This window comes from Mycobacterium sp. E2699, assembly GCF_001666745.1.
In the GTDB taxonomy this organism is placed as follows: domain Bacteria; phylum Actinomycetota; class Actinomycetes; order Mycobacteriales; family Mycobacteriaceae; genus Mycobacterium.
The window spans coordinates 80,710-97,450 of record NZ_LZJH01000030.1 but is presented as its reverse complement, the minus strand read 5'-3'; the positions used below and the strand labels follow the sequence as shown (position 1 = coordinate 97,450).

Below are 16,741 nucleotides of genomic sequence, written 5' to 3'. Positions count from 1 at the left end.
ATGCTCCTTGTTTTTGGACTAATTCAAAACTAATCCGACGCTATTCAAAGGACAACCGCACGGAACCCAGTCCCGAGAAATCGGCGACGAATTCATCGCCGGCGCGTGCATCTATCGCTCGCGTGCACGATCCGGGTAACACGATGTCGCCTTTTTTCAGCCGCACCCCGAAGCTTTCCACTTTGCGGGCCAACCACGCGACCGCGGTCACCGGATTGCCCAACACGGCGTCGCTGCGGCCCTCGGCGATCACGTCGCCGTTGCGCCTGAGGACCGCGTCGATCGCCTTGACGTCGATGTCGGCCGGCGACACCCGCGCCTCGCCCAGCACGAAGCCGGCCGACGAGGCGTTGTCGGCGATGGTGTCGCACAACGCGATCTTCCAGTCGGTGATGCGGGTGTCGATCAGCTCGATCGACGGGGCCAGGGCCGCGGTGCCCGCCAGCACGTCGTCCTCGGTGCAACCCGCTCCCGGCAGGTCCTCGGAGAGGATGAAACCCACCTCGACCTCAACCCGCGGATACAGGTAGCGGCCGGCCTTGACCGGGGTGTCCTCGAAGACCTGCATCTCGTCGAGCAGGTGGCCGTAGTCCGGCTCGTCGACGCCCATCATCTGTTGCATCGCCAGGGACGACAGGCCCACCTTGTGCCCGAGCACCCGCGCGCCTTCGGCCACCCGCTGGCGAATGTTGATCAGCTGAATCTCGTAGGCGTCGACGACGTCGATCTCGGGGTATCGGGCGGTCAGCGGGGCGATGGGCTCGCGGCTGCGCTCGGCCTGCGCCAGGTCGGCGGCCAGCTCGTCGCGGATCGCAACAGTGAGCATTTACCGAAGTCCCCTCGTTCTTGTGACCGGGCCGGTAGCGCCCAACCCGAGCAATTCTATAACGTGTTCTACATGACAGCGCAGGAGTACGACGTCGTCGTGGTGGGGAGCGGCGGCGCCGGCATGGTGGCCGCCCTCACCGCCGCGCACCACGGCCTATCGACAGTAGTCATCGAGAAGGCCCCCCATTTCGGCGGCTCCACGGCGCGGTCGGGCGGCGGGGTCTGGATTCCCAACAACGAGGTGCTCAAGCGCGACGGCGTGCGGGACTCCCCGGAGGCCGCCCGCACATACCTGCACGGCATCATCGGCGACATCGTCGAACCGGAGCGCATCGACGCCTACCTCGAGCGCGGACCCGAGATGCTCTCCTTCGTGCTCAAGCACACGCCCTTGAAGATGTGCTGGGTGCCGCGCTACTCCGACTATTACCCCGAGGCGCCGGGTGGCCGCGCGGGCGGCCGGTCGATCGAACCCAAGCCGTTCGACGCCCGCAAGCTGGGCCCCGACGAAGCCGGCCTGGAACCGGCCTACGGCAAGGTCCCGCTCAACGTGGTTGTGATGCAACAGGATTACGTGCGCCTCAACCAGCTCAAACGGCACCCGCGCGGCGTCGCGCGCAGCCTGAAGGTCGGCGCGCGGACCATGTGGGCCAAGGCGACCGGCAAGAACCTGGTGGGCATGGGACGCGCGCTGATCGGGCCGTTGCGGATCGGGTTGCAGCGCGCCGGCGTTCCGGTCGTGCTGAACACCGCGCTCACGGACCTCTACGTCGAGGACGGGGCGGTGCGGGGCGTCTACGTCCGCGACACCGGCACGTCGGAATCGGCTGAGCCGCGCCTGATCCGGGCAAGGCGTGGCGTGGTCCTGGCCAGCGGCGGGTTCGAACACAACGAGCAGATGCGGGTGAAGTACCAGCGCGCCCCGATCACCACGGAGTGGACGGTCGGCGCCAAGGCCAATACCGGTGACGGGATAGTCGCGGGCGAAAAGCTCGGAGCCGCACTGGAGTTGATGGAGGACGCCTGGTGGGGCCCGACGGTGCCGTTGGTGGGCGCGCCGTGGTTCGCCCTGTCGGAGCGCAATTCCCCGGGCTCGATCATCGTCAACATGTCGGGCAAGCGGTTCATGAACGAGTCGATGCCCTACGTCGAGGCCTGCCACCACATGTACGGCGGCGAATACGGCCAGGGCCCGGGGCCCGGCGAGAACATCCCGGCCTGGCTGGTGTTCGACCAGCAATACCGCGACCGCTACATCTTCGCGGGACTGCAACCGGGACAACGCATTCCACGCAAGTGGCTGGACTCAGGCGTGATCCTGCAGGCCGATTCCCTTGCGCAGCTGGCCGAGAAGGCCGGCCTGCCGGGCGATGAGCTGGCAGCCACCGTGCAGCGTTTCAACGGCTTCGCGCGCTCAGGCGTCGACGAGGACTACCACCGCGGGGAAAGCGCCTATGACCGCTACTACGGCGACCCCACCAACAAGCCCAATCCCAACCTCGGCGAGATCAGCCACGCGCCCTACTACGCCGCCAAGATGGTGCCCGGCGACCTGGGCACCAAGGGCGGCATCCGCACCGACGTGCACGGCCGCGCGCTGCGCGACGACGGCAGCATCATCGAGGGCCTCTACGCCGCGGGCAATGTCAGCGCACCCGTGATGGGGCACACCTATCCCGGCCCGGGCGGCACCATCGGGCCGGCGATGACCTTCGGTTACCTGGCCGCGCTTCACATCGCGGGGGGTAACTGACATGCCGATCGATGTAGACGTGGCGCTGAGCGCCGAGCTGGAGCCCATCGAATTCTCTTGGAGCAGTAGCGACATCCAGCTGTACCACCTGGGTTTGGGGGCCGGTGCGGATCCGATGGACCCGCGCGAGCTGCGCTACCTTGTCGACGACACCCCGCAGGTGCTGCCGACGTTCGCCAACGTCGCGGCTTCCTTCCACATGACGAAGCCGCCGACGGTGCAGTTTCCCGGCATCGACATCGAGCTGAGCAGGGTGCTGCACGCCAGCGAACGCGTCGAGGTGCCCGGGCCGCTGCCGCCGTCGGGCTCGGCCACCGCCGTCACCCGGTTCACCGACATCTGGGACAAGGGCAAGGCCGCGGTGATCTGGAGCGAGACGACCGCCAGCGCCCTGGACGGGACCCTGCTGTGGACGCAGCGGCGGTCGATCTTCGCCCGCGGCGAGGGCGGATTCGGCGGCGAACGCGGCCCGTCCTCGTCGGACGCGACGCCGGATCGGGCGCCCGACCTCGAGGTCGACGTGCCGATCCTGCCGCAGCAGGCGCTGCTGTACCGGCTCTGCGGCGACCGCAACCCGCTGCACTCCGACCCCGAATTCGCCGCCGCCGCAGGCTTTCCCAGGCCGATTCTGCACGGCCTGTGCACCTACGGCATGACCTGCAAGGCGATCACCGACGCGCTGCTGGACGGCGACGCCGGGGCCGTCGCGGCCTACGGCGCGCGCTTCGCCGGCGTGGCCTATCCCGGCGAGACGCTCAAGGTCGGCATCTGGAAGGAGAACGGCCGGTTCCTGGCCGGCGTCGTCGCGCCGTCGCGCGACAACGCCGTCGTGCTCTCCGGGGTCGAACTGGTCCCTGCGTAGCGCCTTTGCCGCGGACCGATTACAGCTAAACTGCGGAATATGCTGGGCGCCCAGGTTGCGGGCAGGGACACTGACAGCTGCACCCCATGAGCCCCGACGGGCGGTCACCCGAACCGAATGTGACCGACGAACGAACCGCGCTGCGCAGTATCCCGATATTCGCTGAGATCGACGACGAACAACTCGACCAACTTTCGCTCGCCGTAGATCGCCGACACGTCCCCGCCAACGACTGGCTCTTTCACATGGGAGAACCCTCCGACGCCGTCTATCTCATCGCCTCCGGGCGATTCGCGGCCGTCGGCCCCGATGGACAGGTGCTTCGCGAGATGGCGACCGGTGAGTCGATCGGAGAGCTGGGCGTGATCACCGGCGCCGTTCGGTCGGCCGGGATACGGGCCCTTCGGGACGGCGTCGTCTGGCGGATCGCCGCTGACACGTTCACCGAGGTGCTGGCGAAGGCTCCGCAGCTGCAATCGGCGATGTTCCGAGCGATGGCCGGCACGCTTCGCGAGTCACGATCCGCCAACGTCTCTCGGGGTCTTCGAGTCGTCAGTGTGCTGTCGACCGGGGATGTGGCCGCGGCCCCGATCGTCGACGCCATCGCGACCCGTTTGGGCTCGTACGGTCGGACCGCGGTGGTTGCGCCGCCCGTCGACACGACGGCCACAGCCGGTCACTATGGCGAGCTCGTCGAAGCGTTCAGCGAGACCCTCGATCGGGTGGAGCGCAGCAACGATTGGGTCTTGCTGGTGGCCGATCGAGGTTCGGGCGATGTCTGGCGCCGATACGTCGTCGCGCAAAGCGATCGACTCGTGGTCCTGGCGGATCAAGCCCATCACCCGGAAGGGTTCGATCCACCCGCCACCCAACGGCCGGTCCACCTCGTCACGTGCAACGTCGTACCGGATCCGAGCTGGTTCGATCTGCTGCACCCGGTCTCGCATCACGCCGCCGACAACGACGGCATCGGCGCTCTGGCCCGCAGAATTGCCGGCCGATCCCTGGGCCTCGCGCTGGGCGGTGGCGGCGCGCGGGGGCTCGCGCACTACGGCGTCTACGAGGAGCTCACCCGCGCGGGCGTCGTCATCGACCGGTTCGCCGGAACCAGTTCCGGTGCCCTGGCTGCCGCCACGTTCGCGCTCGGGTTGGACGCAAGGGATTGCACCGCCGCGGCACGGAAGTACGTTGCGGAGACCAGGCCGGTCAGCGACTACACGATCCCTGCGGTCGCCCTGACCCGAGGTCGCCGTGTCGACCGGCTGATTGCAGGATTCTTCGGCAGCACCACCTTGATCGAGCATCTGCCGAAAGAGTTTTTCTCAGTCTCTACCGACATCATCACGGGCGATCAGGTCATCCATCGGCGGGGGCTGCTGTGGGTCGCCGTGCGCGCATCGATCTCGATCCCCGGTCTGCTGCCGCCGGTGCGGTATGGCGAGCGGCTGCTCGTCGACGGTGGACTGCTGAACATCCTGCCGGCCGACGTCATGTGCGCGGACCCGGATGGCGAGGTCATCTGCGTCGATCTCCGCCGAACGTATGTGCCGTCGAAGGGCTTTGGTCCGCTGCCGGAAAAGCTGCAGCCGCCCGCGGTGGTCCGGCGGCTGTTGACCGGCACGGACGCAGCCCTGCCGCCGCTGCAGGAGACGTTGCTTCGCAGCGTTGAGTTGGCCGCGCCCAAGGGAAACCTACGCGAGATGCCCCGGGTGACGGCGATCATCGAGCCGGACGTCTCGGCGATCGGTCCCTTGGACTTCAAAAACATCGATGCCGCCCTGGAAGCCGGACGGATCGCCGCCCGGGCGGCCCTCGAGGCACAGCCGACGCTCGTTGGCTGACCGGCTGTTCGCGTTCTCCGCAGCTTGTACTATTACCTCTGCAGCAGACAGCTTCGTGTGCAGCTAGGTCGTCAAGCGATGCGCTCCGATTGGTGGGACAAGCCGTTGGCCCATCTCGTCATGCACATGAACGGCGGCGAGAAGAGCGTACCGATTTTCGATCAGCTGTTCGTCGGCCGGCAGTGCGCCGGGATCGACGAACACCGCCGACTGGTGATCCCCGATCCGAACATCTCGCGTAACCACCTCGAGATCCGTCTGGACGTCGCCACCGACCGGGCGTTCCTCATCGACGTCAGCACCAATGGGACGTTGCTCAACGGCATGCCGCTGGAGCGGGCCGTGCAGGTCCCCCTCAGGCCCGACGATCAGATCTCCGTCGGCGACGCCGTGCTGATCTTCCGATCGGACCGGTTCAACGCCGCCGGGGTGACCAACACCAGCCCGACCCTGACCCGGATCGTCGAGGAGACGATGGTGATGGTGGTCGGGGACATCACCAACTACTCGACGATCTCGGAAGTCACCGACAACCGGGTGATCGCCCGGAGCCTGAACTATCTGTGGCACGAGCTCAACCTCGTGCTGCGCGCCCACCGCGGCACGCTCAACCATTACGCCGGCGACGCGCTGTATGCGGTGTGGGAACTGCGGACGATTCCCACGGCCAACGAGCTCGCCATCGACTTCGCGCTCGCCGCCAACCGGAGGGTCGGGGAGCTCGGGCCCACGCTCCCGCTGCGCGCACCGGACGGTTCGCCGATCCGCATGGGCTGGGGGGTGGTGCAGGGCCGGGCCGCGATCGCCGCGATGACGAGGACGGTAACGGCCGTGATCGGCGACGCGACGAACGTGGCGTTCCGGTTGGCCGGCATCGCAGGGCGGGCCGGCCATCCCGACGTGATGGTGAGCTCCCGCGTGCACGCTGCCGTCGAGGCGCACTACGCCTGGGGCCACGCCGAGCAGGTAGCGATCAAGGGCCGGCGCGGAATGGAGACCGTCTTTCCGGTCCTGGCGCGGTCGTAGCCGACCGCACCTTCCTTGGGCGCCTTCCTTTGGGCGCCTTCTTTGGGCGCCTTCTTTGCGCGCCGAACGTGCGTCTGGCCGCACCGTCGGCGGCGGGTGTGCGGTTAGCCGCACGCTCGCCCGGCCATTGCGTCACGAACACGGCAAACGATATCGGCGGGCCGGTCCCCTGACACCACCCGGATGACGGTCCACCCGAGTCGGTCGAGCCTCTCCAGTCGCCGGCGATCCCAGTTGTATTGGCGGCGATCGCTGCGATGCTGATCGCCGTCGTATTCGACGGCGATCTTGAGGTCCTCCCAGCCCATGTCGAGGTAAGCGAACACATTGCCAGCCTCGTCGCGCACCGGAATCTGTGTCTGCGGTCTGTGCAGGCCCGCCTGGATCAACACGATGCGCAACCAGGACTCTTTGGGCGACTGTGCACCCGGATCGAACAGGGTTACCGCTTGGCGGGCTCGCACGATGCCTCTGCGCCCGGGGTATCTCCGAGCCAGCAGCTCAACATCGGCAGCTTTGATCTCTGTTGCTCTGGCGAGGGCGTCGATGCCGGCCACCGCCGTCATGGTCGGATACCAACAGCCGAAGTCCAGTGCCGTCCTGACCGACGAAGTGACCGGCACACCGCCCACCAGCTTGATTTCGTCCTCGTCGATACGGTCCCCGTGTGCCTGGATTCCAGGCGGAGTGCGCCGATTGTCGTGAATCAACTCCACGACCAGTCCATCATCGACCCATCTGCTGCCATGCAGAGCGGCCGCGGCAAATCCCGCGACAACACCTCGGCGTCCGGTCCACAGCCACCCGGCTTTGGCGAGTAGGGCGGCGGTGATGCCGACATCACGCTCCACGTAGACGTCTGGGAACAATCGACGAAAGCGGGTAGCCAATTGGGACTTGGACATCGCGCCTGCCGCGATGGCCTCGTTGCCGATGAATGGCTCGCGCACGACGGCAGCCTCGCAGGCAGTGCCATCAACGTCACTTCAACTATCAACAGTTCGCCGAACGTGCGGCTGGCCGCACACTCGAACGCGAACGTGCGGCTAGCCGCGCGTTCGGCACGGCAGCAGAGGATTACCCCAGGATCAGGCCCGACGTCGGCACACCCGTGCCGGCCGTGACCAACACATGCTCGACGTCGGGCACCGGGTTTACCGAGGTGCCGCGCAATTGCCGCACGCCCTCGGCGATACCGTTCATCCCGTGGATATAGGCCTCACCGAGTTGGCCGCCGTGGGTGTTGATCGGCAGCCGTCCGCCCACCTCGATGGCGCCGTCGGCGATGAAGTCCTTCGCCTCGCCGCGACCGCAGAATCCCAACTCCTCCAACTGAATCAGGGTGAACGGCGTGAAGTGGTCGTACAAGATCGCGGTCTGAATGTCCGACGGCGACAACCCGGACTGCTCCCAGAGCTGCCGGCCCACGACACCCATCTCGGGCAGCCCGAGCTCGGGCCGGTAGTAGCTGACCATCGTGTACTGGTCGGCGCTGGAACCCTGCGCCGCCGCCTCGATCACGGCCGGTCGCTGCTTGAGGTCCCGCGCGCGTTCGACGGAGGTCACCACAATCGCGACCGCACCGTCGGTCTCCTGGCAGCAGTCCAGCAGCCGCAGCGGCTCGGCGATCCACCGCGAATTCTGGTGATCCTCAATGGTGATCGGCTTCTGGTAGAAGTACGCCTTGGGGTTCTTGGCGGCGTGCTTGCGGTCGGCCACCGAGATCACCCCGAAATCCCGGCTCGTCGCGCCGGACAGGTGCATGTAGCGCTGGGCGATCATGGCGACCTGCGCGGCCGGCGTGGAAAGCCCGTGCGGATATGAGAAGGCGTTGTCGGCCGTCGTCGAATCGGCTTGGGCCCCACCGTCACCGGCCAACCGGCTCTGCACCTGGCCGAACCGCATGCCGGAGCGCTCGTTGAAGGCCCGGTACGCGACCACGACGTCGGCCACCCCGGTCGCGACGGCCATCGCGGCCTGCTGAACGGTCGCGCACGCCGCCCCGCCGCCGTAGTGGATCTTGGAGAAGAACTTCAGGTCACCGATCCCGCACGCACGCGCGACGGCGACCTCGGTGTTGCTGTCCATCGTGAACGTGGTCAGCCCGTCGACGTCGGCAGGGCTCAGGCCGGCATCGCCCAGCGCGTCCAGCACCGCCTCGGCCGCCAACCGCAGCTCGCTGCGCCCGGAGTCCTTCGAGAAGTCGGTTGCCCCGATCCCGACGATGGCGGCCCGGCCGGAAAACATCACGCATCCCCCATCGTCAGCGTCACCGTCGCGATGACGTGGTCGCCAAGGCTGTTGCGGCCGAACACTTTCACCGTGATCAACCCGCCCTCCACGGCGGTCACCTCACCGGAGAACGTCACCGTGTCGTAGGCGTACCACGGCACCCCGAGCCGCAGCCCGATCGACTTGATCAGCGCCGACGGACCGGCCCAGTCGGTGATATAGCGCTGCACCAGCCCGGTGTCGGTGAGGATGTTGACGAAGATGTCCTTCGAGCCCTTGGCCTGCGCCTTGTCCCGGTCGTGGTGCACGTCCTGAAAGTCGCGGGTGGCCAGCGCCGTCGAGATGATGAAAGTGGGATCCCCGTGGAGCTTGAGCTCGGGCAACACCGTGCCCACCTCGATCACCGGTGCGCTCATGCCCCGGCCTCCGCAGGCTCCCAGGCGTAGAGGGTCCATTCCGGTCCGCTGTCCCCGGCCGGGAAGTCGATATACGTTGCGCGCACGGGCATTCCGATCTGCACTCGGGCCGGCTCGATCCCCCGCAGCTCGCCCAGCATGCGCACCCCTTCGTCGAGCTCCACCAGGGCGATGACGAAGGGCAGCGTGCGTCCGGGCACCTTCGGCGCGTGGTGCACCACAAAGCTGAACACCGTGCCCGTGCCGCCGGCCACCACGTAGTCGATGGGATCGGACTTGGCCTGCCACACCGCCGGCACCGGCGGGTGCTGCAGGCTTCCGTCCGGACGGCGCTGAATCCGCAATTCGTGCGCCTTGACGCCCTCCCAGAAGAACGCGGTGTCCCGCGACGACGAGGGACGCATCAGGGCGCCGGGATCGAGGTCGTCGGGGACGGCGCGCCCCGGCGCGGACGGCTTGAACTTGAGGATGCGCCAGTTCATTTCGGCGACGTCCTCGTCACCTACCCGCCAGATGATGTGCTGGTTGATGAAATAACCTTCGCCCAGCGCCGTCTGCTTGGGCCCGACCACGTCGCCCATCTCGGAGGTGATGCTGACCTGCTCGCCCGGTTGAAGGTAGCGGTGGTAGGTCTGCTCACAGTTGGTGGCGACCACGCCGATGTAGCCGGCGTCGTCGAACAGCTTCATCATGGGGCCCATCGGATCGTCCTTCGGACGCTCCCCGCCGAGGCCGAACATCGTCCACACCTGAATCATGGCCGGCGGCGCGACGATTCCGGGGTGACCGACCGCGCGGGCCGCGTCCTCGTCGACATAGATAGGGTTGCGGTCGCCGAGGGCCTCGACCCAGTTGTTGATCATCGGCTGGTTCACCGGGTCGCGGCCGGCGCGCGGCTTGGGATCGCCGGCCGCCTTGATCTCCGCGACGGCGTCGGCGATATCCGTCATCGGGGCACCCTCGGCACTTTGAGGCCGGCGGCCGCGATCATTTCACGCATCACTTCGTTCACGCCTCCACCGAAGGTGATGACCAGGTTCCGCTTGGTTTGCGAGTCGAGCCACCGAAGCAGTTCCGCGGTGTCCGAATCGGCGGGGTTGCCATAATTGCCGACGATCTCCTCGGCCAGCCGACCGATGTACTGAATGCGCTCGGTGCCAAACACTTTGGTCGACGCGGCGTCGGCTACGTTGATGTCCTCGCCCGCAGCGGCCACCTGCCAGTTCAGCAGCTCGTTGATTCGCCACATCGCCTTGATCTCGCCGAGCGCCCGCTTGACGTCGTGGTGATCGATCGGCGTGACGCCGTCACTGCCCGGCTTGCACGCCCAGGCGTGCACCCGGTCGTAGATGCCGGCTACCCGTCCCGCCGGGCCCAGCATCACCCGCTCGTTGTTGAGCTGGGTGGTGATCAGCCGCCATCCGCCGTTCTCCTCGCCGACCAGCATGTCGGCGGGCACCCGCACGTCGTTGTAGTAGGTGGCGTTGGTGTGGTGGGCACCGTCGGAGAGGATGATCGGCGTCCAGGAGTAGCCGGGATCCTTCGTGTCGACGATCAGGATCGAAATGCCCTTGTGCTTGACGGCTTCCGGGTCGGTGCGGCAGGCCAGCCAGATGTAGTCCGCGTCGTGCCCGCCGGTGGTCCACATCTTTTGGCCGTTGACGATGTACTCATCGCCCTGGCGCACGGCGGTGGTGCGCAGCGAAGCCAGGTCGGTCCCGGCCTCGGGCTCGCTGTAACCGATCGCGAAGTGCACCTCGCCGGCCAGGATCGCCGGCAGGAACTTCTTCTTCTGCGCCTCGCTGCCGAACTGCTGCAGCACGGGGCCGACCGTCTGCAACGTCACCGCCGGCAACGGCACGTCGGCCCGATGCGCCTCGTTGACGAAGATCGATTGCTCGATCGGCCCGAAGCCCAAGCCGCCGAATTCCTTCGGCCACCCGACCCCGAGCTTGCCGTCCCGCCCCATCCGCCGGATGACCGCGCGATAGGCCTCGTTGTGCCGGTCCTGCTCCATCGCCTTCATCTCGTCGGACGAGATCAGGTTCGAAAAGTATTCCCGCAGTTCGGCTTGCAGCTGACGCTGCTCCGGGGTCAGGTCTATGAACATTGCGCTCCCACCAGGTCATCTGGGTGGCGACCCGCCGCGCCCGGCTCCGCCGCGCTCGCGATCGCCACCAAATCGAGGCGATGAGAGGGCCCGCCCAGCAGCCGGGACAGGTCCTTGATCGTGGAGTAGTACCGGTGCATGGGGTAGGTGATGTCCATGCCCATGCCGCCGTGCAGGTGGTGGCAGAGCTGCATGACCGGCGGCGCCTGCGAGGCGATCCAGTAGCCGAGCACATCCAGATCGTCGTCCGCGTCGCGACCCTCGGACAACCGCCACACCACCGACTTCGCGGCCAGATCGATCGTGCGCGAGGCGATGTAGATCTCCGAGAGCTGCGCCGCCACGGTCTGGAACGTCGACAGCGGCCTGCCGAACTGCTTGCGGTTGGCCACGTAGTCGGCGGTGAGCCGCAGCGCCCCGGCCACCAGCCCGTCCGCGTAGGCGCCCGTCGCGGCCAGCGCCAGCTGGTTGACCCGGTGCGCCGCGGCACCCGCCAGCACGTCCGAATCACCAACCGCCACACCGTCGAACGTGACGGTGTACTCGTCCGAGCCGTTGGACGTCGGGGCGCGCAGCAACCGCACGCGGTCGGCCTTGGGTGACACCACCACGACCGCGCTGTCAGCGGTCACTAACATCCAATCCGCTTGCTCGGCATAGGGAACGGCGATCTTGGTGCCCGACAGTTTGCCGCCCGCGAACGTCACGCCGGGCCGGTCGGGCAGCGCCGCACCCGGCTCGTTGAGCGCCGCGGTCAGCACGCCCCCCTCGGCGACCCCGGCCAGGAAGCGGTCCTGTTGCTCGTCGGACGCCAGGTCGAGCAGCGGAACCACGCCGAATCCCAGCGTGGCCAGCGCCGGCGTGATCGCGCCGTGGCGACCGACTTCCGTCAGCACCGTGGCGACCTCGGGCAGCCCCACGCCGTCGCCGCCGAGGCGTTCCGGCACCGGCAGCGCGGTCAGGCCGCCGCCGACCAGGGCGTCCCAACTCAAATCGCGGGCCAGCACGGCGGTCGCCACATCGGCGACGGCCTGCTGCTCGGCGGTGAGGTCGAAGTCCATCGTCGTTTTCGAATCTATCAATGACTCACCGGGCATTTTCCGGTGTAGTCGACCTGCCAGTGCTTGATGCCGTTGAGCCAACCGGACCGCAGGCGTTCGGGTTTCGACAGCGGTTTCAGGTCGGGCATGTGGTCGGCCACGGCGTTGAAGATCAGGCTGATGGTCATCTTGGCCAGGTTGGCGCCGATGCAGTAGTGCGCTCCGGTGCCGCCGAAGCCGACGTGCGGGTTGGGGTCGCGAAGGATGTTGAAGGTAAACGGATCTTCGAAGACTTCCTCGTCGAAGTTGGCCGACCGATAGAACAGCACCACCCGCTGGCCCTTCTTGATCTGCACACCGGACAGTTCATAGTCCTCGAGGGCGGTGCGCTGGAAGCACGTCACCGGGGTGGCCCAGCGGACGATCTCGTCGGCCGCGGTTTCCGGGCGTTCCTTCTTGAAGAGCTCCCACTGGTCGGGGAAGTCGGCGAAGGCCATCATTCCCTGCGTGATCGAGTTGCGGGTGGTCTCGTTGCCCGCCACCGCCAACATCATCACGAAGAAGCCGAACTCGTCGTCGGAGAGCTTTTCGCCATCGATGTCGGCGTTGATCAAAGTGGTGACGATGTCGTCGCCGGGATTTTCCGACTTCAGCGCGGCCATCTGCATCGCGTACGTGAGCACCTCCATCGACGACGCCTTGGCGTCGATGTCGGCGTACTCGGGATCGTCGCTGCCGGTCATCTCGTTGGACCAGCGGAAGAGCTTGTCGCGGTCGTCTTGCGGCACACCGAGCAGATCGGCGATCGCCTGCAGCGGCAGTTCGCAGGCGACCTGCTCGACGAAGTCGCCGGAGCCGGCGGCCGCCGCGGCCTTGGCGATGTTCTGGGCGCGCTCGTTGAGTTCGCCGCGCAGGCGGCCGATGGCGCGGGGTGTGAAACCGCGGGAGATGATCTTGCGCAGCCGGGTGTGGTGCGGCGCGTCCATGTTCAGCATGACGAACCGCTGCAGGTCGATGTCCTCGCGCGCGATGTCGTCGTTGAACCGCGGGATGACGCAATTCTCGTAGCTGGAGAAGACGTCACTGCGCCGCGAGATCTCCTTGACGTCGTTGAGCTTGGTGATCGCCCAGAAGCCACCGTCGTGGAAGCCGCCGCCCTTGCCCGGGGCCTGTTCGTTCCACCAGATCGGGGCGGAGGCGCGCACCTCGGCAAACTCTTCGACGGGGATCCGCTCGACGTAGATGTCGGGGTCGGTGAAATCGAACCCGGGCGGAAGGTTGGGGCTGGGCACGCTACTTCTCCTTAACTGCTGGTCCTATGCTGGTCCGGCGACTGGCCTCTGATCGGCGATCCCAGGACACTAGCTCTCCTAGTGGAGCTCTGTTGCCAGTAAAACATGCCTCCACCGTAGAAAAAAGGCGACGAAGCATCGTCGCTTGTCATAGTAATGAAACGTGTTCTAGCCTGGCCCCATGGGTAACCCGGTAATCGTTGAAGCCACCCGCAGCCCGATCGGCAAACGCAATGGATGGCTCTCAGGACTGCACGCCACCGAGCTTTTGGGCGCGGTGCAAAAGGCACTGGTCGAAAAGGCTGGCTTGCAAGCCGACTTTGACGCGGGCGACGTCGAGCAGGTCGTCGGCGGCTGCGTCACGCAGTTCGGCGAACAGTCCAACAACATCACCCGGGTGAGCTGGCTCGTTGCGGGCCTGCCCGAGCACGTCGGCGCCACGACCGTCGACTGCCAGTGCGGCAGCAGCCAGCAGGCCAACGGCCTCGTCGCCGGCCTGATCGCGGCGGGCGCCATCGACATCGGCATCGCGTGCGGAATCGAGGCCATGAGCCGCGTCGGGCTCGGCGCCAACGCCGGTCCCGACCGCAGCATCCTGCGGCCCGCGTCGTGGGACATCGATCTGCCCGACCAGTTCACCGCGGCGGAGCGAATCGCCAAGCGCCGCGGCATCACCCGCGAGGACATCGACGCCTGGGGCTTCCAGTCGCAGTTGCGCGCCAAGCGGGCCTGGGAGGAGGGGCGCTTCGACCGCGAGATCTCGCCGATCGAGGCGCCGGTGCTCGACGAGCAGAAGCAGCCCACCAGCGAACGCCACATGGTGAGCCGCGACCAGGGCCTGCGCGACACCACGATGGAGGGGTTGAGCCAGCTCAAGCCGGTCCTCGAGGGCGGCATCCACACGGCGGGGACGTCGTCGCAGATTTCCGACGGCGCCGCGGCGGTGTTGTGGATGGACGAGGACAAGGCCAAGGCGCTCGGACTGCGGCCGCGGGCCAGGATCGTCAGCCAGGCGCTCGTCGGCGCCGAGCCCTATTACCACCTGGACGGTCCCGTGCAATCGACGGCTAAGGTGCTGGAGAAGGCCGGGATGAAGATGGGCGACATCGACATCACCGAGATCAACGAGGCCTTCGCGTCGGTGGTGTTGTCCTGGGCACGGGTGCACGAACCCGACATGGCCAAGGTGAACGTGAACGGCGGGGCGATCGCGCTCGGGCACCCGGTGGGCAGCACCGGCAGCCGGCTGATCACCACCGCGTTGCACGAGCTGGAGCGCACCGACCAGACCACCGCCCTGATCACCATGTGCGCGGGCGGCGCCCTGTCCACCGGCACCATCATCGAGCGCATCTAGCGCGTCGGTGGACGTCCCGGAGGAGAGCCGGATCGCCGCGGCGCAGGCCTACATCGACGCGCTCGTCAGCCACGACGGCGATGCCGTTCCCTTCGCGGACGGCTGTACTCGCATCGAGCAGGGGATCAAGAACGGGTTCTCGGGAAAGCATTTGCGGCGCAGCCTCAATCGCGGACCTCAGTACCGGGTCATCGCCGACGCGACGCCGCCGGATTACCGCATCGCGGGCGACGAGGTGCACGCGACCTACGCGGTGCTGACGAAGGCGGCCGTCGGCGGTCGTCGCCTGGGGGCGCGGGTCGACGAGACCTTCGTCATCCCGGCCGAAAGCCCAAGCGGCGAGGCGGCAATCCACCACATCAAGGTTCGGTTCCACCCATTCATTCAGCGTTGAGGCATCGAGTACATGGAAAAACCACGAGCACTGAATTCGCCCTGGGTCACCGTCTTCATGAAGTGGATGTCACGCGGCAACGCCTGGATCTATAAGCGCAGCAACGGAAAGCTCGGCGGCACTTTCCAAAAGAGCCCGGTCGCCCTGCTGACCACGACCGGACGAAAGACCGGCGAACCGCGGGTCAGCCCGCTGCTTTACCTGCGGGAGCGTGACCGCGTCATCCTCGTTGCCTCCAGGGGCGGCAGCGACAAGCACCCCATGTGGTACCTCAACCTCAAGGCGGAGCCGAAAGTGTCCGTGCAGATCAAGGACGAGGTGCTGCAGTTGCAGGCACGCGACGCGACGGCCGAAGAGCGTGCGGAGTACTGGCCGAAGCTGGTCGACATGTATCCGTCGTTCGACGACTATCAATCCTGGACCGACCGGACCATCCCGATCGTCATCTGCGACCCGTAACGTTGTCGAGCCGACACGGTATCCGCGATTCCCGACCAATAGCGCTGCTGCTCAAGTACTTTGCGCGCGTCCGCATCGGGGTGTGCGGCCGGGTCGGCGCGGGTGATCCCATTGGTGGTGTGCGAACCGCCGCGCCGAGCGTGAAGCCAGCGCGCAAAATCGGCGGGCGGAAATCTTGCCGTGAGTGCACGCTCGGCGCGGACGAGGCGCCTTACGCGCCGTAGACGGGGACCGGCGGCCGCGCCTTGGCCAGCAGGTCGGCGACGACGGGACCGAGCTCGGCCGGATCCCAGCGGGCGCCCTTGTCGATCTGTGGGCCGTGCGCCCAGCCCTCGGCGACGCGGATCTTGCCACCCTCGACCTCGAACACCTTGCCGGTGACGTCGCGGGACTCGGCGCTGCCGAGCCAGACGACCAGCGGCGAGATGTTCTCCGGCGCCATCGCGTCGAAATCCTGGTCCTGCGTTGCCATCATCTCGGCGAAGACGGTCTCGGTCATGCGGGTGCGCGCCGACGGCGCGATCGCGTTGACGGTCACGCCGTACCGCCCCATTTCGGCCGCGCCGACGAGGGTCATCGCCGCGATTCCCGCCTTGGCGGCGCTGTAGTTGCCCTGCCCGACGCTGCCCTGCAGCCCCGCGCCGGAACTGGTGTTGATGATCCGCGCGTCGACCTTCTTGCCCTCCTTCGACAGGCCCCGCCAGTACGACGCGGCGTGGCGCATCGTGGCGAAGTGGCCCTTCAGGTGCACGGCGATGACGGCGTCGAACTCTTCCTCGCTGGTGTTGGCCATCATCCGGTCCCGGACGATGCCGGCGTTGTTCACCAAAACGTCGAGCCCACCGAAGGTTTCGATCGCGTTTTGGACCAGACCGGCGGCTTGATTCCAGTCGGCGATGTTCGATCCATCGGCGACGGCTTCCCCACCGGCCGCTTTGATCTCGTCGACCACGCCCTGCGCCGCGCTGCCGCCGCCGGCGGGCGAACCGTCCAGGCCCACCCCGATGTCGTTGACCACCACGCGCGCGCCCTCGGCCGCGAAGGCCAGCGCGTGCGCGCGGCCGATACCGCCGCCCGCTCCGGTGACGATGACGACACGGCCGTCGACCAATCCCATATTCCTTGTCTCCT

At 67.1% G+C, this 16,741-nt stretch carries 16 protein-coding genes; 7 read left to right on the top strand and 9 right to left on the bottom strand.

The window, feature by feature from the left end:
* Positions 1 to 40: 40 nt before the first annotated feature.
* A complete protein-coding gene (locus tag A5696_RS02995) occupies positions 41 to 826 on the bottom strand; it encodes a 2-keto-4-pentenoate hydratase (protein ID WP_067873191.1) in 786 nt (261 codons plus the stop codon).
* A 72-nt stretch (positions 827 to 898) separates the two neighbouring features.
* Here A5696_RS02995 and kstD point away from each other — a divergent pair, with 72 nt between their 5' ends.
* The 4 genes from kstD to A5696_RS02975 all read left to right on the top strand — a co-directional run bounded on the left by kstD (position 899) and on the right by A5696_RS02975 (position 6,310).
* Entirely contained in the window at positions 899 to 2,581 is a 1,683-nt protein-coding gene (kstD, locus tag A5696_RS02990) for a 3-oxosteroid 1-dehydrogenase (protein ID WP_067873294.1), read from the top strand.
* Position 2,582: 1 nt separating this feature from the next.
* Positions 2,583 to 3,443, top strand: a complete 861-nt coding sequence (locus A5696_RS02985) for a MaoC/PaaZ C-terminal domain-containing protein (RefSeq protein ID WP_067873188.1) — start codon at positions 2,583 to 2,585, stop codon at positions 3,441 to 3,443.
* Positions 3,444 to 3,529: 86 nt separating this feature from the next.
* Positions 3,530 to 5,284, top strand: coding sequence for a patatin-like phospholipase family protein (locus A5696_RS02980; protein ID WP_067873185.1), 1,755 nt, complete (start codon positions 3,530 to 3,532; stop codon positions 5,282 to 5,284).
* Positions 5,285 to 5,362: 78 nt separating this feature from the next.
* On the top strand, positions 5,363 to 6,310 hold the full coding sequence (locus tag A5696_RS02975) for an adenylate/guanylate cyclase domain-containing protein (protein ID WP_067873182.1): 948 nt from the start codon (positions 5,363 to 5,365) through the stop codon (positions 6,308 to 6,310).
* 104 nt (positions 6,311 to 6,414) lie between these two features.
* Here the strand turns inward: A5696_RS02975 and A5696_RS02970 are convergent, their stop codons facing one another.
* The 7 genes from A5696_RS02970 to A5696_RS02940 form a co-directional block, all read right to left on the bottom strand.
* Positions 6,415 to 7,260, bottom strand: coding sequence for a DUF559 domain-containing protein (locus tag A5696_RS02970; RefSeq protein WP_067873179.1), 846 nt, complete (start codon positions 7,258 to 7,260; stop codon positions 6,415 to 6,417).
* Positions 7,261 to 7,387: 127 nt separating this feature from the next.
* Positions 7,388 to 8,557 (bottom strand): lipid-transfer protein, encoded by a 1,170-nt coding sequence (locus A5696_RS02965; protein ID WP_067873176.1) that lies wholly within the window; start codon positions 8,555 to 8,557, stop codon positions 7,388 to 7,390.
* Complete coding sequence (locus tag A5696_RS02960; protein WP_197516875.1) at positions 8,557 to 8,946, bottom strand: MaoC family dehydratase; 390 nt, start codon at positions 8,944 to 8,946, stop codon at positions 8,557 to 8,559. The genes A5696_RS02965 and A5696_RS02960 overlap by 1 nt, the downstream gene beginning before the upstream one ends.
* A gap of 8 nt (positions 8,947 to 8,954) precedes the next feature.
* Positions 8,955 to 9,908: a bifunctional MaoC family dehydratase N-terminal/OB-fold nucleic acid binding domain-containing protein gene (locus A5696_RS02955; protein ID WP_067873170.1), complete on the bottom strand. Its 954-nt coding sequence runs from the start codon at positions 9,906 to 9,908 to the stop codon at positions 8,955 to 8,957.
* Positions 9,905 to 11,068, bottom strand: a complete 1,164-nt coding sequence (gene fadE29 / locus A5696_RS02950; RefSeq protein ID WP_067873167.1) for an acyl-CoA dehydrogenase FadE29 — start codon at positions 11,066 to 11,068, stop codon at positions 9,905 to 9,907. Before fadE29 ends, A5696_RS02955 begins: the two co-directional genes overlap by 4 nt.
* On the bottom strand, positions 11,059 to 12,129 hold the full coding sequence (locus A5696_RS02945; protein ID WP_067873164.1) for an acyl-CoA dehydrogenase family protein: 1,071 nt from the start codon (positions 12,127 to 12,129) through the stop codon (positions 11,059 to 11,061). The genes fadE29 and A5696_RS02945 overlap by 10 nt, the downstream gene beginning before the upstream one ends.
* A gap of 17 nt (positions 12,130 to 12,146) precedes the next feature.
* Positions 12,147 to 13,400, bottom strand: a complete 1,254-nt coding sequence (locus tag A5696_RS02940; protein ID WP_067873161.1) for a cytochrome P450 — start codon at positions 13,398 to 13,400, stop codon at positions 12,147 to 12,149.
* A 181-nt stretch (positions 13,401 to 13,581) separates the two neighbouring features.
* Between A5696_RS02940 and A5696_RS02935 the strand changes: the two genes are divergently transcribed.
* The 3 genes from A5696_RS02935 to A5696_RS02925 are packed head-to-tail and all read left to right on the top strand — an operon-like array spanning position 13,582 to position 15,610.
* A complete protein-coding gene (locus tag A5696_RS02935) occupies positions 13,582 to 14,757 on the top strand; it encodes a steroid 3-ketoacyl-CoA thiolase (protein ID WP_067873158.1) in 1,176 nt (391 codons plus the stop codon).
* Between the two features lie 7 nt (positions 14,758 to 14,764).
* Positions 14,765 to 15,151 carry a hypothetical protein gene (locus A5696_RS02930; RefSeq protein WP_067873155.1) on the top strand — a complete coding sequence of 129 codons (387 nt, stop codon included), beginning with the start codon at positions 14,765 to 14,767 and terminating at the stop codon, positions 15,149 to 15,151.
* Positions 15,152 to 15,163: 12 nt separating this feature from the next.
* On the top strand, positions 15,164 to 15,610 hold the full coding sequence (locus A5696_RS02925) for a nitroreductase family deazaflavin-dependent oxidoreductase (protein ID WP_067873152.1): 447 nt from the start codon (positions 15,164 to 15,166) through the stop codon (positions 15,608 to 15,610).
* A gap of 211 nt (positions 15,611 to 15,821) precedes the next feature.
* Here the strand turns inward: A5696_RS02925 and A5696_RS02920 are convergent, their stop codons facing one another.
* The gene (locus tag A5696_RS02920) at positions 15,822 to 16,727 is read right to left on the bottom strand and encodes an SDR family oxidoreductase (protein WP_067873149.1); all 906 of its coding nucleotides are present in this window, start codon (positions 16,725 to 16,727) and stop codon (positions 15,822 to 15,824) included.
* Positions 16,728 to 16,741: the final 14 nt, after the last annotated feature.